Genomic DNA, 26,046 nt, shown 5'->3' with positions numbered 1-26,046 from the left:
TGTAATTCTCCCGGGTCTAAGTGGGGATCGTCGCCTCAAGTGCGACGGTCACTTCGTCGGCCACCTTTAGCGCGCCCATCATTAACGAATACTGTTTAACGCCGAAATCAGTTTGCTTCAACGACGATTCGCCGCTCACTTGGGTGCCATCGACGACGACGGTAACGGAATGCGGACGGGTCTTGCCGCAAATGCTCAGATCACCGGTCAGTGAATATCCGTCGTCGGTGGCCGTGATCGCGGAGGCACGGAAGGTGATGTCGCCGAACCTGGTGACTTTCAACGATTTCAAGGCATTCACTCGTGCCAGGGCGCGTTCGGGTGGCGTCATCGGGGTGATGCCGCCTTCGCCGCTGCGCACCTGCAACGATTCGACGTTCACCGCGAGCACCGCCGCCGTTGGCACGTTGCCGTCGAGATCAACGGTGGCCTGCCAGCGCTCGAATTCGATCGTCAGGTTGTGCCCGGTCCGGGCCGCTGGCCCAACCACCCCGGTCCGCAGGGTGAATGTGCCTTGCTCCGGACCCAACAAGATCTGCGACGGACTGCTCATGGGCCCACGATACGGTGAGGTAAGCGTCTTCGGTGGCAGGGAGACGGCCTTCGTTTTGACCAGCGACACCCGGCGCGCGTAATCTGGATCGCTGGTGCCCTGCGTATACAGAGCTCCCGGGTCCCCACTGGTCGCCGGGAGAGCACTCTGCAGGATTACTTGACCAGCAGCAATCGAGTTCAGAGGACATACACGTGTCTACCTATTCACCGAAGGCCGGTGACATCACTCACGAGTGGTTCGTCATCGACGCCACCGACGTGGTGCTCGGCCGCCTCGCCGTCGCGAGCGCCAACCTGCTCCGCGGCAAGGGCAAGCCCACCTACGCCCCCAACATGGATGGTGGCGACTACGTCATCATCATCAATGCCGAGAAGGTCGCAGTCACCGGCAACAAGCTGAATGACAAGCGCCTCTACCGCCACTCGGGTCACCCGGGCGGTCTGAGCTCGCAGAGCATCGGTGAGCTGCTGGCCACCAAGCCTGAGCGCGTCGTCGAGAGTGCCGTCAAGGGCATGCTCCCCAAGAACAAGCTGGGCAGCGCCATCGCTGGCAAGCTCAAGGTCTACGCGGGCCCCAACCACCCGCACGGCGCTCAGAAGCCGGTTAATTACGAGATCAAGCAGGTGGCCCAGTGAGCAACGAAAACGAAAACCTGAACGACGTCGACGTCGAGGTCATCGAGGAAGAGACCCTGTCGGAAGACGGCTCGTACACCACCGAAACCGTCGAGGTTGTTGAGACCCAGGTTTCCTCGCGTGGCCCCGTCGTCCTCGACGCCCCGGTCCAGACCGTTGGTCGCCGCAAGGAAGCCATCGTGCGCGTTCGCCTGACCCCGGGCACCGGTGAGTTCAACCTCAACGGCCGCAGCATCGAGAACTACTTCCCGAACAAGGTGCACCAGCAGCTGATCAAGGCTCCGCTGGTCCTCGTCGACCGCACGGATGCTTTCGACATCCACGCTCGCCTCGTCGGTGGCGGCCCCTCGGGCCAGGCAGGCGCCCTGCGTCTGGCTATCGCCCGCGGCCTCATCGAGGTCAGCCCCGAGGACCGTCCGGCCCTCAAGAAGGCTGGCTTCCTCACTCGCGACGCACGTGCAGTTGAGCGTAAGAAGTACGGCTTGAAGAAGGCCCGTAAGGCTTCGCAGTACAGCAAGCGCTAAATTGGCTCGTCTTTTTGGCACCGACGGCGTCCGAGGCCGGGCCAACGACCAACTCACACCCGAGTTGGCGTTGGACCTGGCCTCGGCCGCCGTTCGCGTTCTTGGTGCAGATACTTTCGACCGCCCAAACCAGGGAGAAGCAGTAGGCCTTCGTCCCCGGGTTGTTGTCGGCCGCGACCCCCGCGCCTCCGGCGAACTCCTCGAAGCCGCAGTCTGTGCAGGCCTCGCAGCAGCCGGAGCCGACGCAGTGCGAGTCGGTGTGGTTCCGACCCCCGCGGTCGCGTTCCTCACCGCCGACTACAAAGCAAACTTTGGTGTGATGATCTCCGCATCGCACAATCCGATGCCCGACAACGGCATCAAATTCTTCGCCGAAGGCGGCCACAAGCTCAGCGACGCCATCGAAGACGCCATCGAAGACGCGATGCGCGCCGATCATCCGCGACCGACGGGCGCAGAAGTCGGCCGGATCGTCGACGCCGCCGACGCCGAAGACCGCTACCTCGCGCACCTGGCACAAACTGTCACTACTCGACTCGACGGACTGACCATCGTCGTTGACTGTGCACACGGCGCGGCATCACAGGTTGGTCCGGCCGCATACGAGGCCGCTGGTGCCAACGTCATTGCGATCTATGCCGAGCCCGACGGTCTCAACATCAACGATGGCTGCGGTTCGACGCACCTGGAGAAGTTGCAGGCTGCTGTCCTCGAGCACGGTGCCGACCTCGGCTTGGCACACGACGGCGATGCTGACCGTTGCCTGGCTGTGGACTCGACCGGCGCCATCGTCGACGGTGACAAAATCATGGCAGTCCTGGCACTCGCCATGCATGAGGCTGGCGAACTTACCGACAACGTTCTCGTCGCCACCGTGATGAGTAATCTCGGTCTCCACATCGCGATGGATCAAGCGGGCATCGACCTGAAGGTCACCGGTGTCGGCGATCGCTACGTGCTCGAAGAACTCCGTGCGGGCGGCTATGCCCTCGGCGGCGAGCAATCGGGTCACATCGTGATCCCCGCGGCCGGTACCACCGGCGACGGTGTCCTCACCGGACTCATGCTGGCCGCACGGATGGCATCGACGGGTTCTCGGCTCGCCGACCTGGCTTCGGTGATGATGGTGCTCCCGCAGGAACTGATTAACGTGAAGGTCTCCGACAAGCACGCCGTTGCGGTCGCTGACTCGGTCCTAGATGCCGTCAAGGTTGCCGAGGCCGAACTCGACGGATACGGACGAATCCTGTTGCGTCCTTCCGGAACCGAACAGTTGGTTCGCGTGATGGTGGAAGCCCCGACCGCAGAATCTGCGCGCGGCATCGCCGAGCGTGTCGCCAAGGTTGTCGCGTCCGTCTAGTTCCCCAGAACCGCATTCTCGGAAGCTCGGCGTGTCGTGGAACCGAACCGGGACCGTGCGCGTCTAAGTCATGTGCGAAGTGACGGCGAGGACCAACGTGACAGCGGAGATGCGGCGTACACCAGCGATGGCTATGGGACGGGCAGCGACGGAATGCGCGTCGATCTCGATACCCTCGCCAAGCTGACAGCAGCACAGCACGTCATCTCGACAACCCTGGCCACGAGTGCGGCCGACCTCAGCGGCGGCGGGCTATGCGACTGGGCAGACACCGGGCCCGCCCACCGGGCCGCAATCGCGACCGCCGAGCGACTCCGGGAACTAGGGTCGCAGTTGCGTGCCTGCGGCAGTTCCGTGGACGCGCTGGCCACCGACCTGTCTCGTGCCGGTCGAGCCTTCGCCGCTACCGAAGACGCGGCAGTCGTAGCCGTCACCAGGTGGTCGCGATGACATCGTGCGTTGACCCATTCGTGTCGCTGATCGCCGCGTGCCGAGAACTAGGCCTCACCAGTGCGGACGACGCCACAGTCCGACGCCCCCACCATGGCGTTGATGAATTCCGCTTCAGCAACTTCGTCGACGACGCCCGACGGTTAACGGCGCTCGCGGGGGACATCGCGCACGCTATTGGGATGTCAAGCGTGCTTGATGATCAGTCGCCCGCGGATTGGTCCGGCAGATCGGGGCGCGCGGCAGGCGGCGTCCTGCGCAGCGTCGGTGCCGGCCTTGCGGACCTCAGCCGCAACCTCAACGACGGTGCCGCGGCAACCGCACAGGCAGCTATCGTGCTCGACGGCATCCTGGGGCGTCATCGAGGAGTCCTCGACTTGGTCAGTACGCCACGGCTAAGCGGCTTCGATCTCGACGCATTGCCCGCTGCCCTCAACTCCGGGACATTGAGTCCGCACGCCCTGCGCGGTGAAATTCAGGCTCGACTCGAGTACGCCGAGACTGCCGGGGTCACAGCCAGCGACAGTATCCGTGAGGTACTCACCGAGGTCGCCACCGCCTGGGCCGCGCAGGTCGGGTCCGACGGCGAACTCGCGCTGGCGGATATGCAATGACTACCGCGATGTTCGCCCGTCTCGATGAACTGGGCACCGCCGCCGCCGCTGCTTTCGACGTCGCCGATCGGCGTTATCGGGACCGTCTTAACGCGCTAACCGCAACGGTGCCGCAACGGCAGGAACCGGCACGCATCCGTCGGTTGCGGGCCCGCCTCGAAGCAGACTCCGACGCCGCCAGCACCGTGGTGCCCCAACTGCTACTGCCTGCAAACCTCGACGCGGCGCGACCGAGGATCCGCCGACGGTGAGGAGTTGACCGGTGGAGCGCGCGCCAGACATGCGGTGTCATAGGGTTAGGGCGTGTTCGGGAACAGGAAAATCGGGAAGAAGAAGGTTGAGCCGTTAGCGGCCGACCTGGCGATGGCAACTCTCGCCCGCCGCGGGCCCTACAAGGTCGACCGCGGCGACCTGGGCATCGTCGGGATGTCGGGCCAAATCTTTGCCCCGCGCACCGGCAAGGACCTACCGGCCGTCGCCTTCGGGCACGGATGGCTGGTCAGCAGCACCCGGTACCGAGACCTGCTATTCCACCTCGCCTCGTGGGGCATCGTGGTTGCCGCACCTGACGGTAGCCGCGGACCGTTCGCCTCCGACATTGACCTCGGCACCGATCTGCGCGCCGCAGCGACCGTCGTCAAGAGCGTCCAACTCGGCGATGGCAGCGTGACGGTCGACCCGTCGCGCGTCGGCGTCGTTGGACACGGATTCGGGGCGGCCGCCGCGATCCGCGCGGCATCGGACCAGATTCTCCTGGGACGCCCGCCGATGTCGTTTGCGGCAACGGCGGCCCTGTTCCCGGCGCCAACGACCGCCGACCTGCACGAGGCAGTGAAGACTGTGGCGGCGCCGTCGTTGATTGTCGCAGGCTCCGCGCACCTTGCGTCGATGACCGGGAATGCACTCGCGATCGCGGAAGGTTTGCCCGGAGATGTGGTGTTGCGCACATTGGCCGGGGCCACCGATAAGGACTTGATTGAGCGACCCTCGGTCAAGTCTTTGATCGGCGGAAACGGTGCCGACTCCAAGGTCCACAAAGCGGTTCGAGCCCAGCTCACCGGGTTTTTCCTGCATCGACTCGCAGGCGATGGTCGGTATGCGGCCTTCTCTGACCCCGAGGCAACAATGGGCGATGTGCTGGCTGTCGACATCGAGACCGCCGAGCGCAGCGAACTCGACCACGTCTCGGCATTGCTCGGGTCCAAGCCCCGCTCGCGCTGACCGCTATTCTTGGTACCCATGTGTGGAATCGTGGGTTATGTGGGCAAGCGCGAAGCGCTCGATATCGTCGTGGACGCCCTCCGCAGGATGGAGTACCGCGGCTATGACTCGGCTGGCGTTGCCATTTTGGACGGTAAAGGTTCCCTCGCGGTCGAGAAAAAGGCTGGTCGGCTGGAGAACCTCGACAAACAAATCGCGACCGTCGGCACCGAAACGCTGACCGGCGCCACCGGCATGGGGCACACCCGGTGGGCTACTCACGGGCAGCCGACCGACCGCAATGCTCACCCGCATGTCAGTACTGACAGCAAGATCGCGGTGGTGCACAACGGCATCATCGAAAACTATGCGCCATTGCGTGCCGAGTTGGAGGACTCGGGCGTCGAGTTTTTGTCCGATACCGACACCGAGACCGCCGTCCACCTGATGGAACGCGAGTATGCATCGGGCGCGAATGCCGGCGACTTCGTGGCCTCGGCCTACAACGCCCTGCGACGTCTAGAGGGCGCCTTCACGCTCGTCTTCACGCACGCCGACCACTCCGACGTGATCGTGGCTGCGCGCCGGTCCACCCCGCTGGTGGTCGGCGTGGGCGACGGCGAAATGTTTGTCGCGTCCGACGTCACCGCGTTCATCGAACACACCCGCAATGCGGTGGAACTCGGGCAAGACGAGGTCGTCGTCATCACCAGCGACACCTACGACATCACCGACTTTGACGGCAACCCAACCGGCGGCACGCCCTTCCACATCGATTGGGACCTGGCAGCCGCAGAGAAGGGCGGCTACGACTACTTCATGCTCAAGGAGATCGCCGAGCAGCCCGAAGCCCTCGCGAATACGCTGTTGGGGCACCTGGATAATGGCCGCATCGTGCTCGACGAACAGCGGCTCACTGATCAGGATCTGCGGGATGTCGACAAGGTTTTCGTCGTGGCCTGTGGCACCGCGTACCACGCGGGCATGATCGCCAAGTACGCGATCGAGCACTGGACACGTCTGCCCGTCGAGGTCGAACTCGCCAGCGAATTCCGCTACCGCGACCCCGTTCTGGACCGTTCGACGCTCGTTGTCGCCATCAGTCAGTCGGGCGAAACCGCAGACACCCTGGAAGCTGTCCGGCACGCCAAAGACCAGAAGGCCCGAGTCCTCGCGATCTGCAACACCAACGGCGCGCAGATTCCCCGTGAATCCGATGCGGTCCTCTACACGCACGCCGGACCCGAAATTGGTGTCGCATCGACGAAGTGCTTCCTCGCGCAGATCGCCGCCGCCTACATGGTGGGATTGGCCCTCGCTCAGGCCGTCGGAACCAAATACGCGGACGAAGTGACCCGCGAATTTGAAGCACTCGAACGTATCCCGGCGGTGTTGGAAAAGGTTCTCGAGCAGATGGAGCCGGTTCGAGACTTGGCGCGCGACCTGGCTTCGAACGACACCATCTTGTTCCTGGGTCGCCACGTCGGCTACCCGGTGGCGCTCGAGGGCGCACTCAAGCTCAAGGAGCTGGCCTACATCCACGCTGAGGGCTTTGCCGCTGGCGAACTCAAGCACGGTCCGATCGCACTCATCGAGGACGGGCTGCCGGTCATTATTGTGATGCCGTCACCCGAGGGTCGTGCGCTGCTGCACTCGAAGATGATCAGCAACATCCGCGAGATCCAAGCGCGCGGTGCCAAGACCATCGTGATCGCCGAGCCCACCGACAAGGCGGCCGCGGAGGTTGCCGATCATCTGATCCCGATCCCACACACGCCGACGCTCCTGCAACCGCTGGTTTCCACGGTGCCGCTGCAGGTATTTGCGGCGACGGTCGCACAGGAACGTGGGTATGACGTCGATAAGCCCCGCAACCTCGCCAAGTCCGTCACCGTCGAATAGGCACGGCGAATATCCCGGTTCGTTGGCGTACGACGCTTGTCACAACCCCGTTTGTCACACGACCGTGATTAGGTAGAACGGTGATCGGCTACTACACCGCTGAGGCAATCCGCGACGCTGAGGTGGCCACCGGCTCCCTGTTGACAGGCGGGGTATTGATGGCGCGTGCCGCCAACGCGGTCGCCGGGGTGGTGCTCGATCAACTGCGCCAGCGGACCGGTGCTGTCTACGGCAGACAGGTGCTGCTGGTGGTTGGGGCAGGAAATAACGGCGGTGATGCGCTGTACGCCGGAGCTATCCTTGCCCGTCGTGGGGTAGCGGTGAGCGCTTTGCTGCTCGATTCCGATCGCGTCCACCGCGAAGGCCTCGGCGCGCTGCGTCGGGCCGGAGGCCGCGTCGTCGCCCAGGTGCCGGGCCAAGTAGACGTAGCGGTCGACGCCATTGTCGGCCTCGGCGGTCGTGGACCACTGCGCCCGGCCGCGGCGGAAATCTTTACCCGCCTCGCCAGGGCCTCGGCCGACAACACGGCTGCCACCGTCGTATCCGTGGATCTGCCGTCCGGTATCGACCCCGATACCGGGGTCATCCATGAACCGTCCGTTCGTGCCGACGTGTGCGTGACGTTTGGTGTCCAGCGGTACGCGCACCTACTGGCCGGCCCGAATTGCGGGGCTACGGTGGTCGCCGACATCGGCCTTGATCTGCCCGCGCCAATGCTGACGAGCCTCACCGACGCCGACATTGCTGCCGTGTGGCCGCTACCGGGACCGACCGACGACAAATACACCCAGGGCGTGGTCGGCATCATCGCCGGATCCAGCACCTACCCGGGGGCGGCGGTCCTGGCGACATCCGCCGCGGTCGCGGCGACGTCCGGCATGACCCGCTACGTTGGTCCGGCGGTGGCCGAAGTGCTCGCGGTCTCGCCGGAAGTGGTTGCCACGCGGGCCCTCGCGCAGGCTGGACGAGTCCAAGCGTGGGTGGTCGGCCCCGGATTTGGGACGGGTGACCAGGCACACGAACTGCTCGCCGATGTGCTGGCCGCCGACATTCCCACCCTCGTCGACGCCGACGCCCTGACCGTTCTGGCCCGCAGCCCCGACTTGTTAGCCGGCCGCACCGCACCCACGCTCTTGACCCCGCACGCGGGCGAGTTCGCGAGGTTCACCGGCCAGCAAGTCGGACCCGACCGGCTTGCCGCGGTCCGCGGCCTCGCCGCAGACCTCAACGCAACGGTGCTGCTCAAGGGGCGAATTACGTTGGTTGCCGATCCAGATGGGCACGTCACCGGTAATGACGCCGGGTCGTCGTGGGCGGCGACCGCCGGGGCGGGCGACGTGCTCTCCGGGGTTGCCGGATCACTCCTGGCAGCCGGACTTTCACCTCGAATCGCCGGGGCCGCCGCCGCACGCGTCCACGCTCGGGCGGCAGCGCGCGCCAGCGGGGGAGCACCCACCAACGCGGTCGCACTGCGCGATCAGGTCGCACCGGTGCTGCGGGAACTTTTGGATTTGCGACAATAGAAGGTGATGGAACCACGCGCACAGGGCAAGCCCCCGAACAGTGAACCCGTTGATCTTCACGCCGCAAACCTCTACGCGACGGTCGATCTCGGGGCGATCGCGCACAACGTGGGAGTGCTGCGGGACCGCTCGGGCACCGACGTGATCGCCGTTGTGAAAGCTGACGGATACGCCCATGGTGCATTGCGCGTCGGTCGGACCGCCCTCGCCGCCGGTGCGATTGCACTTGGCGTGGCGCAGATCGAAGAAGCGCGCGCGTTACGGGCCGGCGGCATTAACGGACACTTGATCGCTTGGCTGCACACGCCGCAGGCAGACTTTGCTGGCGGCGTCGCCGACAATATCGATATTGCTGTCTCCTCACCACGCCAACTCGCTCGGGTGATCGATGCCGCCCGCACTCTCGGGCAGAGTGCCACGGTGTCGTTGAAGGTCGATACCGGCCTTGCTCGAAGTGGCATCAGCCTCGACGAATGGGATCGAACCGCAGATCTGCTGGCGTCCGCGGTCGCCGAAGGTGCCGTCGAACTCAGCACGGTGATGTGCCACCTCGCGTTCGGCGACGTGCCCGACCATCCGTTGAACTCGGTGCAGTCGCAGCGACTCGACGAGGCCGTTGCCGACCTCCGGCGCCGCGGCCTGACACCCAAACTGGTGCATATCGCGAACTCGCCAGCTGCGCTGACTCGCCCGGATCTGGCACACGACGCGGTCCGGCCCGGCCTGTCGATTTACGGGTATTCGCCGATTCCCGAGCTCGGCGACTTCGGCCTGATTCCCGCGATGACCTTCGAGTCCCGGATTTCGTTGATCAAGGCAGTGTCTGCCGGACAAGGAGTCTCGTACTCACACACCTGGGAGGCTCCGGAAGACACGATGCTCGCGGTGGTACCCGCTGGATATGCTGACGGTGTCCCACGGCTCCTTTCCGGGTCGATCACCGTCCACGTGAACGGACGGCTATTCCCCGGCGTTGGGCGCATCTGCATGGACCAATTGGTGATCGACCTTGGTCCAGACGGTGGCGGTGTAGCCGAAGGGGACCGTGCGGTCCTGTTCGGTCCGGCCGCCGCGGCGACCTCCTCGATCACACCCGCTGTAGATCCAGTCCCGACAGCTACCGACTGGGCCGATGCCACCGGCACCATCGACTACGAGATCATTTCGCGCATCGGCTCCCGCGCTGTTCGCCGGTACGTGAACGACCCGTTGGGAGATTCCGATGGCTAGATCTCAAGGCATGCGCGGCGAGCCAAGCGCTCAGGGCGCATGGCGATCGGGTTTGCAGCAGGTCACCTCGTTAGGTGCTCAGACCGCGACCGGGGCCATGCGACGACGCCGCGGAGGAAAGTCGTCTACGCGCATCGATCCCCACGCTGGCGTGGACTTCAAATCCATCTATCGCGACGACGTGGCGACCGTGGTTGCCGATGACGGGGTGGCATTGGCGGTCCGGACCGTCATGACGGGTAGTCCCGACCCGGCGGCGAATGCGTCGTGGGGGCGCACGGCGACCCCCGAACTGACCGTGATCTTTGTGCATGGCTTCACCCTCCGCATGGCGGCGTGGCACTTTCAGCGGTACGCCCTGGCACAGAAGTGGGCCGACCGGCGCATCCAAATGGTCTTCTACGACCAGCGTGGCCACGGTGCCAGCGACCCCGCATCCGCGGAGTCAAGCACCATGGCGCAATTGGGCGACGACCTCGCCGCCGTCATCCGGACCATGGCACCGACCGGACCGGTAGTCCTGGTTGGTCATTCGATGGGCGGCATGTCGATCATGTCGCTGGCACGCCGACACTCCGGACTGTTTGCCCATTCCGGGCGCATCGCGGGCGTCGCCCTGGTGTCGACGGCGGCGCGGGGGCTTACCGAAGCCGGCCTCGGGGAAGGGCTGCGCAATCCGGTGATGGATGCCCTGCGGGTGTCGGTCCGGCTGATCCCACGGGCGGTCGAGGCTGGTCGCGGCATCACGCGGCGCGCATTGCAACCGGTGCTCATCGCCGCGAGCTTCGGCCCCGATTACTACAGTCCGGCCTGCGGCCGGGCGGTGGAGGCGATGATTCAGAACACCCCAATTGCCACCATGGTGAACTTTCTGGCCGTGCTCGAAAGTCACGACGAGACCACCGCCATCCCGGTAATCGCACAGGTCCCGACTGTTGTCATGGCCGGGGACGAGGACCTGCTGACGCCGCTGCCGAACTCGCTGAGCATTTACGCGCAGCTGGGAACGGACTCGCGGCTCGTCATTGGCGAAGGCTGCGGTCACATGCTGCCGTTGGAAGCGCCCGAGTTGGTCACCGAAGGTATTGACGACCTTGTTTCACGGTCGCGCCTGGCGCTCGGCCGCCCGATGATGCCGTGGCGTCGCAGGCGGAAGGCAAACGCGCATGAGTGACCGCGATGGCACGGGAGTCGGAGAAATGAAGCGAGGCGAATCCGGGGCCCGGGACTTGCCCGACGTCATCGACACCGAGTCGCTCGGCAAAGACTTGGCAGCGATGCTGGTGCCCGGTGACTTGGTGATCCTTGACGGCCCGCTCGGAGCCGGAAAAACTGCCCTCACCAGGGGGATAGGTGCCGGGCTTGGGGTTTCGGGGCGGATTTCTTCGCCAACTTTCATCATCGCGCGCGAACATCGGCCCGGGCCAGCCGGCGGGCCGGGCTTGGTCCACGTCGACGCCTACCGGCTCGGCGGCCTCGATGATCTCGACGCGCTCGACCTCGACACCGACTTGGAAAGCAGTGTCATTGTTGTGGAATGGGGCGAAGGTGTCGTCGAACGCCTCGTCGAGGAGTACTTGATGGTGCGGCTGCGTCGCGATGACGACACCGAGACCCGACATGTGACTTGGGAGTGGGTAAACCGATGACCGAACCGGTACGAGTACTGGTGCTCGACACCGCGACGTCGGCAGTGGTCACCGGGGTGGTGGAACTGCGTGCTGACGGCTCGGCACGAGCCGTCGCTGAACGGATCGTCACCGAACAGCGCAGGCACGCCGAGGTGCTCACCACCCTTATGCGCGAGGTACTCGCCGAAGCTGGCATCGCCGGTTCCGACCTCACCGCGGTGGTCGTAGGGTGTGGTCCCGGCCCGTTCACTGGGCTGCGCGTTGGCATGGCTACCGGATCGGCTTACGCCGATGCGCTCGGCCTTCCCGCCTATGGGGTCGGAACGCTCGACGCCATTAACCTCGCGGCCCCGCCGCTGGATGGCGGAACGCGACTAATCCTGACCGATGCCCGACGTCGGGAGGTGTACTGGGCTCTCTATGCGGAGGGAGAGCGCATCGCCGGGCCCGATGTGCAGGCACCCGACAATCTCGTCGAACAGTTCGGCGAGCAACCGCCCGCCGAACTGCTGGCCGAGCCACGCTTTGCCGAGCGATTCGGATTCGCGGGCACCGAGTCGGTTGCGCCGACCGCTGCATCATTAGCTGCCGCGGCCGCCGAACGTGTTTTGACGAGTGCTCCCAACGAAATGCTGACACCGTTGTACCTGCGCCGACCGGACGCGGTGGAACTCAAAGACCAGAAGCGCAAGTCGTTGCTGCCCCCAGTCGCCGATGCCTGATCGCCAGGGCCCACTGATCGACCCGCTCGCGCCGTCGGACCTGGTCCGGTGCGCCGAGATTGAGCAGATCCTTTTCGCTGGCGATTCGCCGTGGCCACTCGAAGGCTTCGTCGCCGAATTGCGCGCCAACTACAACACCTATTTTGCGGCCCGAACGGAACCGGGCGCGCTCATCGTTGGTTACGCGGGAATCAGTATGCTTGGGCCGGCGGGGGACCACGAATGCGAGGTCCACACGATCGGCGTTGACCCCGCATTCCAGGGTTTCGGATACGGTCGGGCGTTGCTCGAAGCGATGCTGGAAGTTGCCGACGCTGCCTATGCGCCGGTATTCCTGGAGGTACGCACCGACAACGACCCAGCTATTACGCTCTATCGGCGATATGGCTTCGAGACCGCGGGCGTGCGAAAGAACTACTATCAACCGTCGGGTGCCGACGCGTACACGATGGTGCGTCCTGCACGGGTACGAGAAGAAGCATCGGGCCGCGAGCAGGCAAAACCGTTAGAAGGGCCAGCGAACTCATGATCGTGATGGGCATTGAAAGCTCGTGCGACGAGACCGGCGTAGGCATTGTGGAGTGGGACGGTCACGCCGCCACGCTCCTGGCCGACGAAGTCGCTTCGAGTGTCGACGAGCACGCTCGCTATGGCGGCGTGGTTCCCGAAGTGGCCTCACGCGCTCATCTGCAGGCGATGGTCCCAACGATGACTCGGGCTCGCGAAGCGGCCAAAATCGACCGTCCCGATGCGATCGCCGTCACCATCGGACCCGGCTTGGCTGGCGCGCTCCTGGTGGGTGTCGCAGCAGCGAAAGCCTATGCACTCGCCTGGGACGTTCCCCTTTACGCGGTCAATCACCTCGGTGGGCACGTTGCCGTTGACACCCTTGAGCACGGGCCGATGGAATCGGCGGTCGCGCTGCTCGTTTCGGGCGGACACACCCACCTGCTCGGGGTAGAGGACCTTTCCCGACCGATTGTCGAGCTCGGGACCACGGTCGACGACGCCGCTGGCGAAGCATTCGACAAGGTTGCCCGACTCCTTGACCTCGGTTACCCGGGCGGTCCAGCCCTCGACGAGGCTGCCCGCGACGGTGATCCGAACGCGATCGCCTTCCCGCGCGGCATGACCGGACCGCGTGATGCGCCGTACGACTTTTCGTTCAGTGGGCTGAAGACGGCCGTCGCGCGCTATGTGGAGAGCGCAGTGCGCGCCGGTCGATCGGTGTCAGTGCCCGACGTTGCGGCATCGTTCCAGGAAGCCGTCGCGGATGTGCTGACGGCCAAAGCAATCCGTGCGGTCCGCGACCGCGGGGTCGACACGTTGGTCCTCGGCGGGGGTGCAACGGCCAATTCTCGGATTAGGTCCCTCGCCGAGGAACGTACGACTGCCGCGGGTATTGACCTGCGGGTCCCCAAGCCGCGGCTGTGCACGGACAACGGTGTCATGGTCGCGACGCTCGGTGCGCATGTCATCGGTGGGGGTGCCGATCCGTCGCCGTTGACGGTCGCCACGGATCCGGGGATGAGCGTGCAGGTCAGTAAGCTCTAAGCGATCAAGTTCGAGATTCGTCACCCTAGCTGTTGAGAGCTGGCACTCGCATGGGTAGAGTGCTAGTTGGCTCCTAAACGGCGACACTGCGGCACCCGCGACGACGCGGTGAAGCGAACTGGGGGCCAAAAACTTTCCCATCAGTTACACGAAGAGAAGGACTGACATCGTGGCGAACATTAAGCCGCTTGAGGACAAGATCCTCGTTCAGGCCGTCGAGGCTGAGACCACTACCGCCTCCGGTCTGGTCATCCCGGACTCGGCGAAGGAGAAGCCCCAGGAGGGCAAGGTCATCGCCGTTGGCGCAGGCCGCGTCACCGACCAGGGCACCCGGATCCCGGTCGACGTCAAGGAAGGCGACGTCGTTATCTACAGCAAGTACGGCGGAACCGAGGTTAAGTACGACGGTCAGGAATACCTGATCCTGTCGGCTCGCGACATCCTCGCCGTTGTTGGCTGATATAGCCTGCAGCAAACTAAAGAAGCCCCGGTTGAATATCAACCGGGGCTTCTTTGTATTTGAAAGCTTTTGTACCTGGAAGTTGACCTAACTGGCGATGCGACCCGGGTTGCGGCGGCGCATCTGGTTTCGTTCGGACTCGGTGAGGCCACCCCAGATACCGTATGGCTCGTCGACGCTCAAGGCGTGCGATCGGCATTGGGTCAAGACGGGGCACGCTGCGCAGACCTGCTTGGCCTGGCGTTCACGTCGCATCCGGGCTTGGCCGCGCTCTCCTTCGGGATGGAAGAAGACTGCTGATTCGAGGCCGCGGCATTTACCGTTCATCTGCCAATCCCAGAAATCCGAGTTGGGGCCGGGCAGTCGGTCAAGTGTGGTCGTCAAAATTCGCTCCTGAATGGGAAACGCCTATTACCTACGAGTGTCACGGTATGTGTGTTCAGAAAAGAGAGTCAAACCCGCTCACGGGGCCTTTTTGTCGGACTTTTCGATTCGCTAGATGAACGGCAAGTGACGTGATGAAGGCCACTATATGCTGATAGTGTGGCCCGCAGTGGTCCGACCTTGTTCGCCCTGACCTGCGGATATTCGCCAGAAGCTGGCTGCTTGCAGGCGATTCCCGATGGTCCGGGCGTCAATGAGAAGATGGAGCGCAAGCTTACGAAAGTAACGGCAGCGCTAACGGGAGTTTTCGGTTGGGGCAAATGTGCCGCCGTTTGATCATCGTTTGTTAGTCGAAATGCAATCTGTATTCCTCATCGGAGCGCGATTGACGAAAGGCGTGTTGGGAAATGTTGGACCAGTGGTGGGCTGATCCTCGGGAAGTTTTTCAGACGGAAATGGCCTTGAGTGGTGATGTCGCCAGCCTGATGCGATGGGTCGACGCCGTGGAACTCGGCGCTCGCGGGCGCGCGGCTGCCGCACGGACCGTGGTGGCCGACCTGCTCCGCGACCCGCGAGTCGACGCAGCCGTGAAGTCTCTGTCGTTGTCGACGAGGGCTTCGCTGACCCGCCAGGCCGGTCGGCACGCCGACGCGCAGATAGACGACGGGGCGGCGCTGCTGGTGGCGGCGCAGGCGCGCACTGCCAGCCCCTGGGCGCGTGCAGCCCAGATTGACGCTTTGGTGGGACTGGCAGCAGACAGTCTGGGGATTTGGGATTTCGACGGCTCTCGTCGACTTCTCGATCGTGCCGCAGCACAACTGTGGTCGGCCCAAACGGACTATGAGCCGCAATGGGCTTGTGATGGCAGGCTCCAGCTGCGCCTTGCATGGGTACGCACCGAATTGGCTCTCTACTCGGGTGCTCCCGCAGCCAGCCTCGCCGCGCGGGCCGTTGAGTTGGCGGCCGACGCGCCGTCGATCCGGCATCGGCTCAAGACTGCGCTCATCGCCACCGCGGCAAGTAACGGCGACACTGCCGCCGACGATGCTGAACGGATCGCCAACGACTGCGCCGCGGCCGGCCTCGCGCCCTTGGAATGGGCGGCGCGCACCATGCTCGCCGGATTGCGCCCGGATGGAGGCGAAGCCGCCGCTCGAGCTGCCGAGTTGCAAGCGGTGTTGATCGACTGGGGCATGCCCTTTGTGCCCGTTGCGGAACCGGACAATCGTGGATCGGTAGGCTTGATCAATGACTGACGGAAGACGGCACAAAGAAGAGCTTCAGTCATTTCTTCTCGAATGCGTAACACTTGGGCACCGAAGCGACGATGAAACTGACAGGTGAGGCGTTGGGTCAAGCGGTCCGTGCAGCAGCTGGCGGCGACCGTCAAGCGCTGAACTCAGTTCTCGAATCAGTACGTGAGCCAGTCTTGCGGTACTGCCGGGGACGCATCGGTGTTGGTGAACGGCACTTGTTCTCGGCCGACGACGTAGCGCAGGAGGTGTTGATGGCGGTAATGACAGCTTTGCCCAGGTACGAAGACCAAGGGCGGCCTTTCATGGCATTCGTCTACGGCATCGCCTCGCACAAGGTTGCCGACGCGATGCGGTCGGCTGCGCGAGTCAAAGCCGATCCTGTCGACGAAGTTCCCGACTACGTGGATTTCGCGAACGGACCCGAACAGTCCGCTCTCGAATCGGACGCCTCGCGGCAGATGCGAGAACTGCTGACGATCCTGCCAGAGAAGCAGCGCGAGATCTTGGTGCTGCGACTGGTCGTGGGGCTGTCTGCGGAAGAAACCGCAGAAATGGTCGGCAGCAGTCCCGGAGCAGTCCGTGTTGCCCAGCATCGGGCACTCGCCAAACTGAAGAAAACTATTGATCCAAGGGGTGAGCGTTGATGACCGAAGACAACATGTCCTCAGACGACATGTCGAGCGGCCCAATCGACGTGTCTGCGGTTCGCCGTGACGATGCATTCATTGACGACCTCGCTGCCGGACGCGCGGCCATCATCAACGATGAGACCGAATACCAACTCGCAGGTCTGATCGCTGGCTGGCGCGCAGATACGCTGGCGACGCCGATGCCCACCGCACCGACGATCAACGCCGTCGAAGAAGCGATCGTTCGCGTGAATGAACGCGAAAGTCGCGGCGGCCTCTCGCGCAGGCTACGCATCATCTCGGGTGCGGCGGCGATCCTCGCAATTGCCGGAGCCGGTCTCCTGGTGTTGTCGGAGGGCTCGCAACCGGGTGATCCGCTGTGGAACGTGAAACAGGTCGTGTTCTCCGAACAGGCCCAGCAGACCCAGGCCCGGATGGATGCCCAAGGCAACATCAACGAGGCCCGCAAGGCGCTGGCCGCGGGCGACACCGTCAAAGCCAAGAAGTTGATTGCCAAGGCGGAAGACGATCTTGGCCCCATCCGCGACAAGGACGAGGTCAACCAACTCCGGGAAATGATTGACGAGATCAAGCAGCAGGATCCCGGCGCGTTGATTCCCTCGCTGCCAGCCTTGCCGTCTACTTCTTCAGTGCCCACGGTAACCGACACGACGGTGCCTGAGGAACCGACGACTGATCCGACCACGCCGTCGGAGACCAGTACGCCGCCGAGTACTCAGTCGAGTACCAAGACCCCGACGCCGACCAAGTCTGAAACCCCGAAGCCTTCGTCGTCAACGCCTGCTTCAAGCCTGGTGACGAGTACTTCACCAGCTGAGTAGTTAACAAGAGCAATAAACAACGCCGCCGATTGTTACCAGTCCAGGTAACGATCGGCGGCGCTGTTTGATTTGCGTCTGCTACAGGTCTGCTGGCAGCTAGTAGCGCTCGTGATAGTGCAGCGAGGCGTCGGCGTAGCCACGGCAGTAGTCCCACGTGACGTAGTCCTCGGGCTGCGGATCGACGGCCGGTTCGTGTGGCCGCACGGAACCATCAATGAGCAACTGCTTCAGATTTGAACGAAGCATGTCCCAGTCGTGGTAGTGATCTTCACGACAGTCCTCGCACATCACCACCAACCCGCGAACACCCCGGGGGTGGAGCAGGCGTTGGTACACGTCGAGGTCAGCGAGATCCTCCTCGACAGCGGTGCGTTCTCCCTCGTCAAGGGGGATTCCGGGGTCGAGGGCCTCGAGTGCCGAAGCGGGGTCGTCAGGGTCTCCGGCGAACGGATCTGGCGGGAGCCCAGGGAACTGGTCATGCACGCTTCCACCGTAGCTGAAACCGGACGCCAACGGCGCACTCGTTTCGCAGTGGATACGATGTATAGATGACGCAGGTACGTACTGGTGGAGATGATCCAAACAAGGTCCAAATGCTCGGACTCACCTTCGATGACGTGCTGCTGTTGCCGGCAGCCTCCGAGGTGGTCCCCAACGCGGTGGATACCTCATCGAAATTGACTCGCGGAATCACCCTCAAGGTGCCTCTCGTGAGTTCGGCTATGGACACAGTCACTGAAGCGCGCATGGCGATCGCCATGGCCCGCGCCGGTGGCATGGGCGTCCTGCATCGCAACCTGTCGGTCGAGGCGCAGGTCGCCGCTGTTGACACCGTGAAGCGCTCCGAGGCCGGAATGGTTACCGATCCGGTGACCTGCCTCCCGACCGACACCCTCGCCGAGGTTGACGCGATCTGTGGGCGTTACCGGATTTCTGGCCTGCCCGTCGTCGACAAGGGCGGCGACCTTGTGGGCATCATCACCAACCGCGACATGCTCTTCGAAGCCGACAGTTCTCGTCAGGTGTCCGAGGTAATGACCCCGGCACCGCTGATCACCGTCGCCGAAGGCGTGTCCGCGGAAGCCGCGCTCGGGCTGTTGCGTCGTCACAAAATTGAGAAGCTGCCGATCGTCGACGGAGCAGGCAAGCTGACCGGCCTCATCACGGTCAAGGACTTCGTGAAGACCGAGCAGCACCCGCTCGCCACCAAGGATGCCGATGGTCGACTGCTCGTCGGTGCGGCGGTCGGTGCGGGCGACGAAGCCTGGACGCGCGCGCTCGCACTCGCCGAGGTTGGCGTTGATGTGCTGGTTGTCGACAGTGCGCACGGCCACTCGCGCGGCGTGCTGGAGATGATCGCCAAGCTCAAGGCTGAGATCGGTGATCGCGTACAGCTCATCGGCGGCAACGTCGCCACCCGCGAAGGTGCTCAGGCGCTGATCGATGCCGGTGTTGACGCGGTCAAGGTCGGTGTCGGTCCCGGTTCCATCTGCACCACGCGCGTCGTCGCCGGTGTTGGTGCGCCGCAGATCACCGCGATCCTCGAGGCCAGCGCAGCCTGTGCGCCCGCTGGGATCCCCGTCATCGCCGACGGTGGTCTCCAGTACTCGGGCGATGTCGCCAAGGCGTTGGCCGCCGGCGCGTCGACCGCAATGCTGGGCTCGCTGTTGGCGGGTACCGCTGAGTCGCCCGGTGAGTTGGTGCTGGTGAACGGCAAGCAGTTCAAGAGCTACCGTGGCATGGGGTCGCTGGGTGCCATGCAGGGACGCGGCCAGGGCAAGTCGTACTCCAAGGACCGCTACTTCCAGGACGACGTCCTCGCTGAAGACAAGCTCGTTCCCGAAGGTATCGAAGGCCGGGTTCCGTTCCGCGGTCCGCTGTCGCAGGTGATCCACCAGTTGACCGGTGGACTGCGTGCCGCGATGGGGTACACGGGTTCGCAAACGATCGACGACCTGCAGCAAGCGCGCTTCGTTCAGATCACCGCGGCGGGTCTGAAAGAGTCCCACCCTCACGACATCACCCTCACCGCTGAGGCGCCCAACTACTATTCACGCTGAGCCGGTTTGCGGCGGCCTTCGCCGTAGCTGTTCATCGGAAGTCCACTAGAAAGGCGCAATAGTGCGTGACCTCGTCGAATTCGGTATGGGACGGACGGCCCGCCGGACGTACGAATTGGAAGACATTTCGATTGTCCCCTCTCGTCGGACACGGTCGTCGAAGAACGTTTCGACTTCCTGGCAGATCGATGCTTACCGCTTCGATTCACCCATCCTGAACCACCCGACGGACGCCCTCGGTTCGCCCGCTGCGGCGATTGCCATGGGCCAGGCCGGAGCCTTGGGCCTCCTCAACGGCGAAGGCCTGTGGGCCCGCCACGAGCAGGTCGAGGAAAAGATCGCCGAATTGGTCGAGATTGCGGAAAACAATCCCGACCCGTCGGCAGCCATTCGTCGCCTGCAGGAACTACATCGGGCACCAATCAACCCTGACCTCCTGTCGAAAGCGGTCGCTGAGATTCGGGCGGCCGGTGTCACCACCGCCGTGCGCGTGAGCCCGCAGCACGCACCCGAGTTGACGCCGACGCTGATCGCGGCGGGCGCGGAAGTCCTGGTGGTTCACGGCACCATCATTTCCGCAGAGCACGTGACCCTGGTTGACCGCACCGACGACGATGAGTCGGAGGTGAAGCCGCTGAACCTGAAGACGTTCATCGCCGACCTCGACATCCCGGTGATCGCCGGTGGCGTCCACGACCACCGCACGGCACTGCACCTGATGCGGACCGGTGCGGCAGGCGTGATCGTCGGCTACGGCTCTACCGAGGGGTCCACCACGACCAACGAGGTGCTGGGTATCGGTGTTCCGATGGCCACGGCCATTGCCGACGCTGCCGCAGCACGCCGCGACTACCTGGACGAGACCGGTGGGCGGTACGTTCACGTGATCGCCGATGGTGACATCCACACCTCGGGCGACCTCGCCAAGGCCATCGCCTGCGGTGCGGATGCAGCAGTTCTGGGTACCCCGCTCGCAGCAGCTGCGTCGGCTCCCGGCCACGGCTGGTTCTGGCCGTCGGCTGCGGCACACCCGGATACCCCGCGCGGTGCCCTGCTGCAGGTGGCACTCGACGAAGGACGACCTTCGCTCGATACGGTGCTGAACGGTCCGTCCGACGACCCTGACGGCCTGCTGAACTTGGTCGGCGGTCTGCGCCGTTCCATGGCCAAGGCTGGCTATTCCGACCTGAAGGAATTCCAGAAGGTGGGACTGTCGGTCCGCGCCTGACGTCTCCCTGCTCTTCACCGCTGCCGCTCGCTGGTTTAACCAACGGGCGGCAGCGGTCTTTTCGGGCCCCAACCTATTGACAGTATTGTAAATTTGTCTCAGTCTTAAGACATGACCGAGACTTTGTCGTACACGCTCCGATCTGGCGACTCCTGGCGCAATCCGTTCGACATGTACGCCGCACTGCGGGACAACGACCCGGTGCATCACGTAGTGCCGGAGAAGCATCCGGAGTCGGACTTCTACGTGCTCACGCGTCACGAAGACGTGATGGCGGCGGCCCGCGACTGGGAGACGTTCTCCTCCGCACAGGGTCTCACCGTGACTTACGGCGAGCTGGAAAAGATTGGGCTGCAAGATAACCCGCCGATGGTGATGCAAGATCCGCCGGGGCACACAGACTTTCGCAAGCTCGTGGCTCGCGGATTTACGCCCAAGCAGGTCACCACGCTGGAACCAATTGTCCGCCAGTTTGTTTCCGAGCGACTCGAAGACCTGTCGGCCCGCGGCGGCGGCGACATCGCAGTCGACCTGTTCAAACCGTTACCGAGCATGGTGGTTGCGCACTACTTGGGCGTACCAGAAGCGGACCGCAGCCAGTTCGATGAGTGGACCGACGCCATCGTCGCCGCCAACCCCGGTGCCGACATGGGAGCGGCCGCGCAGGGGGCAGCAGGCGCGGTGATGGGATTGATGGCGTACTTCACCGACCTCATCGACTTTCGTCGCAATCATCCCGGTGATGACACGGTGTCGCATTTGGTGGCGGCTGGCCTAGCTGACGATCCGGAGGGAAACCCCGGCGGCCTGCTGTCGGTATTGGCGTTCGCGTTCACGATGGTCTCCGGTGGCAACGACACGACTACCGGCATGCTCGGCGGTTCCTCAGCGCTCCTCACCCTGCATCGCGACCAGCGCGAGGTGCTGCTGAGGGAACCGGATATCTTACCGATTGCCGTCAACGAACTTCTACGGCTCACCTCGCCGGTGCAGGGGCTGTGTCGCACCACCACCGCCGACGTCGAGATCGAAGGTGTGCCAATTCCGGCGGGCCGCAAGGTGCTGCTCTGTTACGGGTCGGCCAACCGCGACGAGCGCATGTACGGACCCAACGCGGGGGAACTCGACGTGCATCGCGACCCGTCGAACATCCTGACCTTCAGTCACGGGGCGCATCACTGCCTCGGTGCTTCGGCGGCGCGGATGCAAGCGCGAATTGCGTTGGAAGAGTTGCTGAAACGCTGCCCTGATTTCGCGGTCGACGTCGACGGAATCGAGTGGGCAACCGGAAACTATGTCCGACGACCGGTGTCGGTACCGTTCACGGCATGAGCGATCAACCTCGAGGCACCGAGTGGATGCGCGGTGCGCGTCGCGAAGTGGTGCAGGACGGAATCCTGGCGATCGCCGAGCAGGTCTTTGAAGAGCTCGGCGCGGAAGCATCCATGTCGGACATTGCCGCGGCAGTCGGATGTTCGCGCGCCACGCTTTACCGCTACTTCGACGGTCGCACCCAACTGCAGTTGGCCTACGTGGAGCGGGTAGCGCGGCGTATCGGGGCCGAAGTGGCGGCGGGGGTGGCGCACCTTGCTGACCCGGGTGAGCGACTGACCTCGTCGATTCTGGCGGCACTGCACCGGGTTCGCCGAGATCGGGCCTTGGCCGTGTGGTTTGTGCCGCGCGGCGCGGGGGTCACCACGGAGCTGGCGTTGTCGTCGGAGCTGATCGAGAAGGCGGCGGGAGCCTTCCTGGGGCCGGGCACGCCGGACAACCAGTTGGCCGCACGGTGGGTGATACGGGTGATCGTCTCGCTGTTGACGGTTCCCGGCGAATCGGATGAGCAGGAACGCGCCATGATTTCGCAGTTCGTCACCCCCGGGGTGATCTCCACCGGGGTACCGGCGGGTAACTACTGAGCCTGCGCTTACTTTGATACCTCGCCAATGATCATTAGCATGATCACTTATGGCGCAGACTGACTTCGACGTTCTCATCATTGGTTCCGGATTCGGGGGCAGCGTCAGCGCGCTCCGCCTCGTAGAAAAGGGCTATCGGGTCGGGGTAATCGAAGCCGGTCGACGCTTCGAAGACGACCAGTTTGCCAAGACCAGTTGGCGCCTTCACAAATGGCTCTGGGCTCCCAAACTCGGCCTCTACGGCATCCAGCGCATGCACCTGCTGAAGGACGTCATGATCTTGGCTGGTGCAGGTGTCGGCGGTGGCTCCCTGAACTACGCGAACACCCTCTACAAGCCGGGGAAGCCGTTCTTCACCGATCCGCAGTGGAATCACATCACCGACTGGGAAGCCGAACTGACACCCCACTACGAGCAGGCGCGTCGCATGCTCGGAGTCGTCACAAACCCGACCTTCACCAACTCTGACCGCGTCATGAAGGAAGTCGCCGAGGACATGGGAGTCGGCGAAACCTTTGGCCCAACCCCGGTCGGTGTCTTCTTCGGCGCCAAGACGGGCGGCGAAGGTGCCCCCGGCGAAAAGGTCGCCGACCCGTACTTCGGCGGCGCGGGCCCCGACCGCACCGCCTGCACCGAGTGCGGTGCCTGCATGACCGGTTGCCGCGTCGGTGCCAAGAACACCCTGATGAAAAACTACCTGGGTCTCGCCGAACGCAACGGCGCGAAGATCATCGACCGCACTACCGTCGACGGCCTCGTCGAGAATGCTGACGGGTCGTGGACGGTGTCGACGCACGGATCGTCGTCGTGGGGTCCGTTCGGCGCACGGCGTCGTACCTTCCGTGCCGGACAGGTGATCGTGGCGGCAGGAACTTTCAATACCCAAAAGTTGATGCACGCGGCCAAAGGCTCGACCCTGCCGAAGCTGTCGGACTCGCTTGGGGTCCTGACCCGGACCAACTCGGAGTCGATCCTCGGGGCAATGGCCCGCAAGTACGACCCCGCCAGCGACTACTCCGAGGGCGTCGCGATCACGTCGTCGTTCTATCCGGAGAGCACCACGCACATCGAACCGGTGCGTTACGGCAAGGGCAGCAACGCCATCGCCTACCTGCAGACCATCCTGACCGACGGTGGCAGTGTCCCCAACCGGCTCGGGCAGGCGCTGAAAGAGATCATCAAGAACCCGCTGCTGCTGATCCGCCTCCTCTGGGTGCGGCAGTGGAGCCAGCGGACCGTTATTGCGCTCGTGATGCAAACCAGCAACAACTCGCTGACCACCTTTGTTCGCAAGCGCGGCCCGTTCCGCTACGTGACCAGCAAGCAGGGACATGGCGAACCGAACCCCACGTGGATCCCGAAGGGGAATGAGGCGACGCGCCGCATGGCACGCAAACTGCCCGGCGGTCTCGCGGGGGGTACCTGGGGCGACGTCGCGAACATGCCGCTCACCGCGCACTACCTCGGTGGCTGCGTGATCTCCGACGAACCAACCTCCGGCGTCATCGATCCCTACCACCGCGTGTGGAACTACCCGACGCTGCACATCACCGACGGCGCATCCATCACCGCAAACCTGGGTGTGAACCCGTCGCTGTCGATCTGTGCGCAAGCAGAACGCGCAGCGTCACTCTGGCCCAACAAGGGCGAAGCCGATACGCGCCCAGCACAGGGGGAGGCGTACACCCGTTTGGATCCGGTGGCACCCAACGCGCCGGTCGTGCCAGCCAGCGCGCCGGGTGCGCTCCGCTTGTCGATCACGCCGGTGAACAAGCCGAAGTCGGTCGAGACGGCCTGACCGTCACCGGCTTTGGTGTTACCTGATCGGTAGTCCGGCCCTTAGATGTAGAGCGCGGGGTCAGCGTAGGGGTCCGCTTGGGTGACGCGTCCGCGGGTGGTCGCCACGGGTCCGACAGCTACGCTGCCAGCCGGAATGTCGTGCACGACAACCGCATTGGCGCCGACCTTCGCGTCGTCGCCAATGCTGATCGGCCCCAGGACCTTGGCGCCCGCGCCAATGAGGACGCGGTTGCCGACAGTCGGATGGCGCTTGCCCTTCGACATGCTCACACCGCCAAGGGTGGTGCCGTGGAACATGAGGACGTCGTCGCCGATGACGGTCGTCTCACCGATCACGACGCCCATGCCATGGTCGATGAATAGTCGTCGACCGATCACCGCGCCCGGATGAATCTCAATGCCGGTGACGAAGCGCCCGAGTTGCGACAGAAGTCGCGCGGGCAGCTTCGCCACCATGCCGGAATTCCAGAGCCGATGCGAGAGTCGATGAATCCAGACGGCATGCACCCCGGGGTAGGCGAGGGCAATCTCGAATGCCGATCGAGCTGCCGGATCCCGTTCTTGAGCGACTCGCAGGTCCTCGAGCAACTCTTCGCGCAATCGCGACAGCTTGGACATCAGTCCACCAATCCTTCAAATAGCAGGGTTGACAGGTAGCGCTCACCGAAATCGGGGAGCACAACAACGATCGTCTTGCCGGCAAACTCCGGGCGCTTTGCGACCTGGACGGCGGCGGCAATAGCGGCACCGGACGAGATCCCCACGAGAAGCCCCTCTTCGGTGGCCGCACGACGAGCCCACTCGACCGAGGTAGTGGCATCAATGTCGATGACTTCGTCCAGCACGGTCTGGTCGAGTACCTCGGGGATGAAGTTGGCGCCGAGACCCTGGATCTTGTGCGGGCCGGGTGCACCACCGTTGAGGATGGCCGACTCGGCCGGCTCGACAGCGTAAATCTTGACGTCTGGCTTGCGGTCCTTCAGCACCTGGCCGATGCCGGTAACGGTGCCGCCGGTGCCGATTCCGGCCACGATCGCATCGACATCGCCGGCGGTATCGGCCCAGATCTCTTCCGCGGTGGTGCGACGGTGGATGTCAGCGTTAGCGGGGTTGGCGAACTGGCGAGCCAGCACCGCTCCGGGACGCTCGGCGGCGACCTTTTCCGCAGCGGACACTGCGCCAGCCATGCCTTCACCGGCCGGGGTCAGGAGCAGCTCGGCACCGAAGGCGCGCAGCAGCGCGCGACGTTCCTTCGACATCGACTCGGGCATCGCGAGTACCACCTTGTAGCCGCGAGCTGCGCCGACCATCGCCAACGCGATGCCGGTGTTGCCGCTGGTGGCCTCAATGATGGTGCCGCCCGGAGGTAGTTCGCCCGAGGCCTCGGCAGCGTCGACGATGGCGACGCCGATGCGATCCTTCACCGAGTTGGTCGGGTTGTAGTACTCGAGCTTCGCCAAGACGGTAGCCCCGGCACCGTCGGTGATGCGGTTGAGGCGCACCAGCGGGGTGCGTCCGATAAGAGCGGTGGCGTCGTCGAAAACGTTGGGCGACATGTCAATTCCTCAGA

Annotated in this window: 30 protein-coding genes; 25 read left to right on the top strand and 5 right to left on the bottom strand. The window is 64.1% G+C overall.

All coding sequences use genetic code 11. From position 1 onward, the window contains the following. Positions 1-16: 16 nt before the first annotated feature. Positions 17-553 carry a YceI family protein gene (locus AC1L34_RS09075; RefSeq protein WP_424323908.1) on the bottom strand — a complete coding sequence of 179 codons (537 nt, stop codon included), beginning with the start codon at positions 551-553 and terminating at the stop codon, positions 17-19. Positions 554-747: 194 nt separating this feature from the next. Between AC1L34_RS09075 and rplM the strand changes: the two genes are divergently transcribed. The 16 genes from rplM to groES all read left to right on the top strand — a co-directional run bounded on the left by rplM (position 748) and on the right by groES (position 14,361). After that, positions 748-1,191, top strand: coding sequence for a 50S ribosomal protein L13 (gene rplM, locus AC1L34_RS09070; protein ID WP_424293757.1), 444 nt, complete (start codon positions 748-750; stop codon positions 1,189-1,191). After that, positions 1,188-1,715 carry a 30S ribosomal protein S9 gene (gene rpsI, locus AC1L34_RS09065; protein WP_424293758.1) on the top strand — a complete coding sequence of 176 codons (528 nt, stop codon included), beginning with the start codon at positions 1,188-1,190 and terminating at the stop codon, positions 1,713-1,715. Before rplM ends, rpsI begins: the two co-directional genes overlap by 4 nt. Before the next feature lies 1 nt (position 1,716). Beyond that, positions 1,717-3,075: a phosphoglucosamine mutase gene (glmM, locus tag AC1L34_RS09060; RefSeq protein WP_424323909.1), complete on the top strand. Its 1,359-nt coding sequence runs from the start codon at positions 1,717-1,719 to the stop codon at positions 3,073-3,075. A gap of 72 nt (positions 3,076-3,147) precedes the next feature. Beyond that, the gene (locus AC1L34_RS09055) at positions 3,148-3,525 is read left to right on the top strand and encodes a hypothetical protein (RefSeq protein WP_480035289.1); all 378 of its coding nucleotides are present in this window, start codon (positions 3,148-3,150) and stop codon (positions 3,523-3,525) included. Continuing rightward, positions 3,522-4,139 carry a hypothetical protein gene (locus tag AC1L34_RS09050; RefSeq protein ID WP_424293761.1) on the top strand — a complete coding sequence of 206 codons (618 nt, stop codon included), beginning with the start codon at positions 3,522-3,524 and terminating at the stop codon, positions 4,137-4,139. Before AC1L34_RS09055 ends, AC1L34_RS09050 begins: the two co-directional genes overlap by 4 nt. Further along, entirely contained in the window at positions 4,136-4,390 is a 255-nt protein-coding gene (locus AC1L34_RS09045; RefSeq protein WP_424293762.1) for a hypothetical protein, read from the top strand. The genes AC1L34_RS09050 and AC1L34_RS09045 overlap by 4 nt, the downstream gene beginning before the upstream one ends. Positions 4,391-4,502: 112 nt before the next feature. Next, entirely contained in the window at positions 4,503-5,360 is an 858-nt protein-coding gene (locus AC1L34_RS09040) for a dienelactone hydrolase family protein (RefSeq protein ID WP_424293772.1), read from the top strand. A gap of 18 nt (positions 5,361-5,378) precedes the next feature. Further along, positions 5,379-7,241: a glutamine--fructose-6-phosphate transaminase (isomerizing) gene (gene glmS / locus AC1L34_RS09035; RefSeq protein WP_424293763.1), complete on the top strand. Its 1,863-nt coding sequence runs from the start codon at positions 5,379-5,381 to the stop codon at positions 7,239-7,241. A gap of 80 nt (positions 7,242-7,321) precedes the next feature. Beyond that, positions 7,322-8,764 (top strand): NAD(P)H-hydrate dehydratase, encoded by a 1,443-nt coding sequence (locus tag AC1L34_RS09030; protein ID WP_424293764.1) that lies wholly within the window; start codon positions 7,322-7,324, stop codon positions 8,762-8,764. A 6-nt stretch (positions 8,765-8,770) separates the two neighbouring features. Continuing rightward, on the top strand, positions 8,771-9,994 hold the full coding sequence (gene alr / locus AC1L34_RS09025) for an alanine racemase (RefSeq protein WP_480035288.1): 1,224 nt from the start codon (positions 8,771-8,773) through the stop codon (positions 9,992-9,994). After that, positions 9,987-11,168, top strand: coding sequence for an alpha/beta fold hydrolase (locus AC1L34_RS09020; RefSeq protein WP_424293766.1), 1,182 nt, complete (start codon positions 9,987-9,989; stop codon positions 11,166-11,168). The genes alr and AC1L34_RS09020 overlap by 8 nt, the downstream gene beginning before the upstream one ends. After that, positions 11,161-11,643, top strand: coding sequence for a tRNA (adenosine(37)-N6)-threonylcarbamoyltransferase complex ATPase subunit type 1 TsaE (tsaE, locus tag AC1L34_RS09015; RefSeq protein WP_424293767.1), 483 nt, complete (start codon positions 11,161-11,163; stop codon positions 11,641-11,643). Before AC1L34_RS09020 ends, tsaE begins: the two co-directional genes overlap by 8 nt. After that, positions 11,640-12,347, top strand: a complete 708-nt coding sequence (tsaB, locus tag AC1L34_RS09010) for a tRNA (adenosine(37)-N6)-threonylcarbamoyltransferase complex dimerization subunit type 1 TsaB (protein WP_424325556.1) — start codon at positions 11,640-11,642, stop codon at positions 12,345-12,347. Before tsaE ends, tsaB begins: the two co-directional genes overlap by 4 nt. Beyond that, positions 12,340-12,876, top strand: coding sequence for a ribosomal protein S18-alanine N-acetyltransferase (gene rimI / locus AC1L34_RS09005; RefSeq protein ID WP_424293769.1), 537 nt, complete (start codon positions 12,340-12,342; stop codon positions 12,874-12,876). Before tsaB ends, rimI begins: the two co-directional genes overlap by 8 nt. Continuing rightward, the gene (tsaD, locus tag AC1L34_RS09000; RefSeq protein ID WP_424322539.1) at positions 12,873-13,901 is read left to right on the top strand and encodes a tRNA (adenosine(37)-N6)-threonylcarbamoyltransferase complex transferase subunit TsaD; all 1,029 of its coding nucleotides are present in this window, start codon (positions 12,873-12,875) and stop codon (positions 13,899-13,901) included. The genes rimI and tsaD overlap by 4 nt, the downstream gene beginning before the upstream one ends. 169 nt (positions 13,902-14,070) lie before the next feature. After that, the gene (groES, locus tag AC1L34_RS08995) at positions 14,071-14,361 is read left to right on the top strand and encodes a co-chaperone GroES (RefSeq protein WP_424293771.1); all 291 of its coding nucleotides are present in this window, start codon (positions 14,071-14,073) and stop codon (positions 14,359-14,361) included. Positions 14,362-14,448: 87 nt separating this feature from the next. Here groES and AC1L34_RS08990 read toward each other — a convergent pair whose 3' ends face one another. Further along, positions 14,449-14,745, bottom strand: a complete 297-nt coding sequence (locus AC1L34_RS08990; RefSeq protein ID WP_424322538.1) for a WhiB family transcriptional regulator — start codon at positions 14,743-14,745, stop codon at positions 14,449-14,451. Between the two features lie 159 nt (positions 14,746-14,904). Here AC1L34_RS08990 and AC1L34_RS08985 point away from each other — a divergent pair, with 159 nt between their 5' ends. The 4 genes from AC1L34_RS08985 to AC1L34_RS08970 all read left to right on the top strand — a co-directional run bounded on the left by AC1L34_RS08985 (position 14,905) and on the right by AC1L34_RS08970 (position 17,472). After that, positions 14,905-15,081: a hypothetical protein gene (locus tag AC1L34_RS08985; protein WP_424325557.1), complete on the top strand. Its 177-nt coding sequence runs from the start codon at positions 14,905-14,907 to the stop codon at positions 15,079-15,081. 119 nt (positions 15,082-15,200) lie between these two features. Beyond that, positions 15,201-16,001, top strand: a complete 801-nt coding sequence (locus AC1L34_RS08980; RefSeq protein ID WP_424322537.1) for a hypothetical protein — start codon at positions 15,201-15,203, stop codon at positions 15,999-16,001. Between the two features lie 71 nt (positions 16,002-16,072). Further along, complete coding sequence (locus tag AC1L34_RS08975; RefSeq protein WP_424322536.1) at positions 16,073-16,645, top strand: sigma-70 family RNA polymerase sigma factor; 573 nt, start codon at positions 16,073-16,075, stop codon at positions 16,643-16,645. Then, a complete protein-coding gene (locus AC1L34_RS08970) occupies positions 16,645-17,472 on the top strand; it encodes an anti-sigma-D factor RsdA (protein ID WP_424293066.1) in 828 nt (275 codons plus the stop codon). The genes AC1L34_RS08975 and AC1L34_RS08970 overlap by 1 nt, the downstream gene beginning before the upstream one ends. A gap of 96 nt (positions 17,473-17,568) precedes the next feature. On the opposite strand, the gene AC1L34_RS08965 is transcribed toward AC1L34_RS08970, so the two are convergent. Beyond that, positions 17,569-17,955 carry a DUF5319 domain-containing protein gene (locus AC1L34_RS08965; RefSeq protein ID WP_424293065.1) on the bottom strand — a complete coding sequence of 129 codons (387 nt, stop codon included), beginning with the start codon at positions 17,953-17,955 and terminating at the stop codon, positions 17,569-17,571. A gap of 65 nt (positions 17,956-18,020) precedes the next feature. Between AC1L34_RS08965 and guaB the strand changes: the two genes are divergently transcribed. From guaB to AC1L34_RS08940, 5 genes are all read left to right on the top strand, one after another. Continuing rightward, entirely contained in the window at positions 18,021-19,532 is a 1,512-nt protein-coding gene (gene guaB / locus AC1L34_RS08960) for an IMP dehydrogenase (protein WP_424293064.1), read from the top strand. A gap of 61 nt (positions 19,533-19,593) precedes the next feature. After that, the gene (locus AC1L34_RS08955) at positions 19,594-20,760 is read left to right on the top strand and encodes a GuaB3 family IMP dehydrogenase-related protein (protein WP_424293063.1); all 1,167 of its coding nucleotides are present in this window, start codon (positions 19,594-19,596) and stop codon (positions 20,758-20,760) included. A gap of 111 nt (positions 20,761-20,871) precedes the next feature. Beyond that, positions 20,872-22,092: a cytochrome P450 gene (locus AC1L34_RS08950; RefSeq protein WP_424322535.1), complete on the top strand. Its 1,221-nt coding sequence runs from the start codon at positions 20,872-20,874 to the stop codon at positions 22,090-22,092. Then, positions 22,089-22,676 carry a TetR/AcrR family transcriptional regulator gene (locus tag AC1L34_RS08945; protein WP_424293061.1) on the top strand — a complete coding sequence of 196 codons (588 nt, stop codon included), beginning with the start codon at positions 22,089-22,091 and terminating at the stop codon, positions 22,674-22,676. The genes AC1L34_RS08950 and AC1L34_RS08945 overlap by 4 nt, the downstream gene beginning before the upstream one ends. Before the next feature lie 49 nt (positions 22,677-22,725). Continuing rightward, positions 22,726-24,474, top strand: a complete 1,749-nt coding sequence (locus tag AC1L34_RS08940) for a GMC family oxidoreductase N-terminal domain-containing protein (protein ID WP_424293060.1) — start codon at positions 22,726-22,728, stop codon at positions 24,472-24,474. A gap of 41 nt (positions 24,475-24,515) precedes the next feature. Here the strand turns inward: AC1L34_RS08940 and cysE are convergent, their stop codons facing one another. Both cysE and cysK read right to left on the bottom strand, forming a co-directional pair. Further along, positions 24,516-25,094 (bottom strand): serine O-acetyltransferase, encoded by a 579-nt coding sequence (cysE, locus tag AC1L34_RS08935; RefSeq protein ID WP_424293059.1) that lies wholly within the window; start codon positions 25,092-25,094, stop codon positions 24,516-24,518. Continuing rightward, positions 25,094-26,032 carry a cysteine synthase A gene (cysK, locus tag AC1L34_RS08930; protein ID WP_424293058.1) on the bottom strand — a complete coding sequence of 313 codons (939 nt, stop codon included), beginning with the start codon at positions 26,030-26,032 and terminating at the stop codon, positions 25,094-25,096. The genes cysE and cysK overlap by 1 nt, the downstream gene beginning before the upstream one ends. Positions 26,033-26,046: the final 14 nt, after the last annotated feature.

This window comes from Gordonia sp. 34D, from assembly GCF_056682775.1.
Note: the sequence above shows the minus strand (reverse complement) of the source record. Positions and strands in the feature narration are given on the sequence as shown.

Excerpts from the sequence above, each read along its gene's own strand:
- AC1L34_RS09040 (WP_424293772.1), top strand. The coding sequence starts at position 4,503 with ATGGCAACTCTCGCCCGCCGCGGGCCCTACAAGGTCGACCGCGGCGAC.
- AC1L34_RS09045 (WP_424293762.1), top strand. The coding sequence starts at position 4,136 with ATGACTACCGCGATGTTCGCCCGTCTCGATGAACTGGGCACCGCCGCC.
- alr (WP_480035288.1), top strand. The coding sequence starts at position 8,771 with ATGGAACCACGCGCACAGGGCAAGCCCCCGAACAGTGAACCCGTTGAT.
- guaB (WP_424293064.1), top strand. The coding sequence starts at position 18,021 with ATGACGCAGGTACGTACTGGTGGAGATGATCCAAACAAGGTCCAAATG.
- rimI (WP_424293769.1), top strand. The coding sequence starts at position 12,340 with ATGCCTGATCGCCAGGGCCCACTGATCGACCCGCTCGCGCCGTCGGAC.
- AC1L34_RS09075 (WP_424323908.1), bottom strand. The coding sequence starts at position 553 with ATGAGCAGTCCGTCGCAGATCTTGTTGGGTCCGGAGCAAGGCACATTC.
- AC1L34_RS08945 (WP_424293061.1), top strand. The coding sequence starts at position 22,089 with ATGAGCGATCAACCTCGAGGCACCGAGTGGATGCGCGGTGCGCGTCGC.
- AC1L34_RS08950 (WP_424322535.1), top strand. The coding sequence starts at position 20,872 with ATGACCGAGACTTTGTCGTACACGCTCCGATCTGGCGACTCCTGGCGC.
- tsaD (WP_424322539.1), top strand. The coding sequence starts at position 12,873 with ATGATCGTGATGGGCATTGAAAGCTCGTGCGACGAGACCGGCGTAGGC.
- AC1L34_RS08940 (WP_424293060.1), top strand. The coding sequence starts at position 22,726 with ATGGCGCAGACTGACTTCGACGTTCTCATCATTGGTTCCGGATTCGGG.
- AC1L34_RS08975 (WP_424322536.1), top strand. The coding sequence starts at position 16,073 with ATGAAACTGACAGGTGAGGCGTTGGGTCAAGCGGTCCGTGCAGCAGCT.
- AC1L34_RS08980 (WP_424322537.1), top strand. The coding sequence starts at position 15,201 with ATGGCCTTGAGTGGTGATGTCGCCAGCCTGATGCGATGGGTCGACGCC.
- cysE (WP_424293059.1), bottom strand. The coding sequence starts at position 25,094 with ATGTCCAAGCTGTCGCGATTGCGCGAAGAGTTGCTCGAGGACCTGCGA.
- tsaB (WP_424325556.1), top strand. The coding sequence starts at position 11,640 with ATGACCGAACCGGTACGAGTACTGGTGCTCGACACCGCGACGTCGGCA.
- AC1L34_RS09050 (WP_424293761.1), top strand. The coding sequence starts at position 3,522 with ATGACATCGTGCGTTGACCCATTCGTGTCGCTGATCGCCGCGTGCCGA.
- glmS (WP_424293763.1), top strand. The coding sequence starts at position 5,379 with ATGTGTGGAATCGTGGGTTATGTGGGCAAGCGCGAAGCGCTCGATATC.
- AC1L34_RS09020 (WP_424293766.1), top strand. The coding sequence starts at position 9,987 with ATGGCTAGATCTCAAGGCATGCGCGGCGAGCCAAGCGCTCAGGGCGCA.
- AC1L34_RS08970 (WP_424293066.1), top strand. The coding sequence starts at position 16,645 with ATGACCGAAGACAACATGTCCTCAGACGACATGTCGAGCGGCCCAATC.
- tsaE (WP_424293767.1), top strand. The coding sequence starts at position 11,161 with ATGAGTGACCGCGATGGCACGGGAGTCGGAGAAATGAAGCGAGGCGAA.
- cysK (WP_424293058.1), bottom strand. The coding sequence starts at position 26,032 with ATGTCGCCCAACGTTTTCGACGACGCCACCGCTCTTATCGGACGCACC.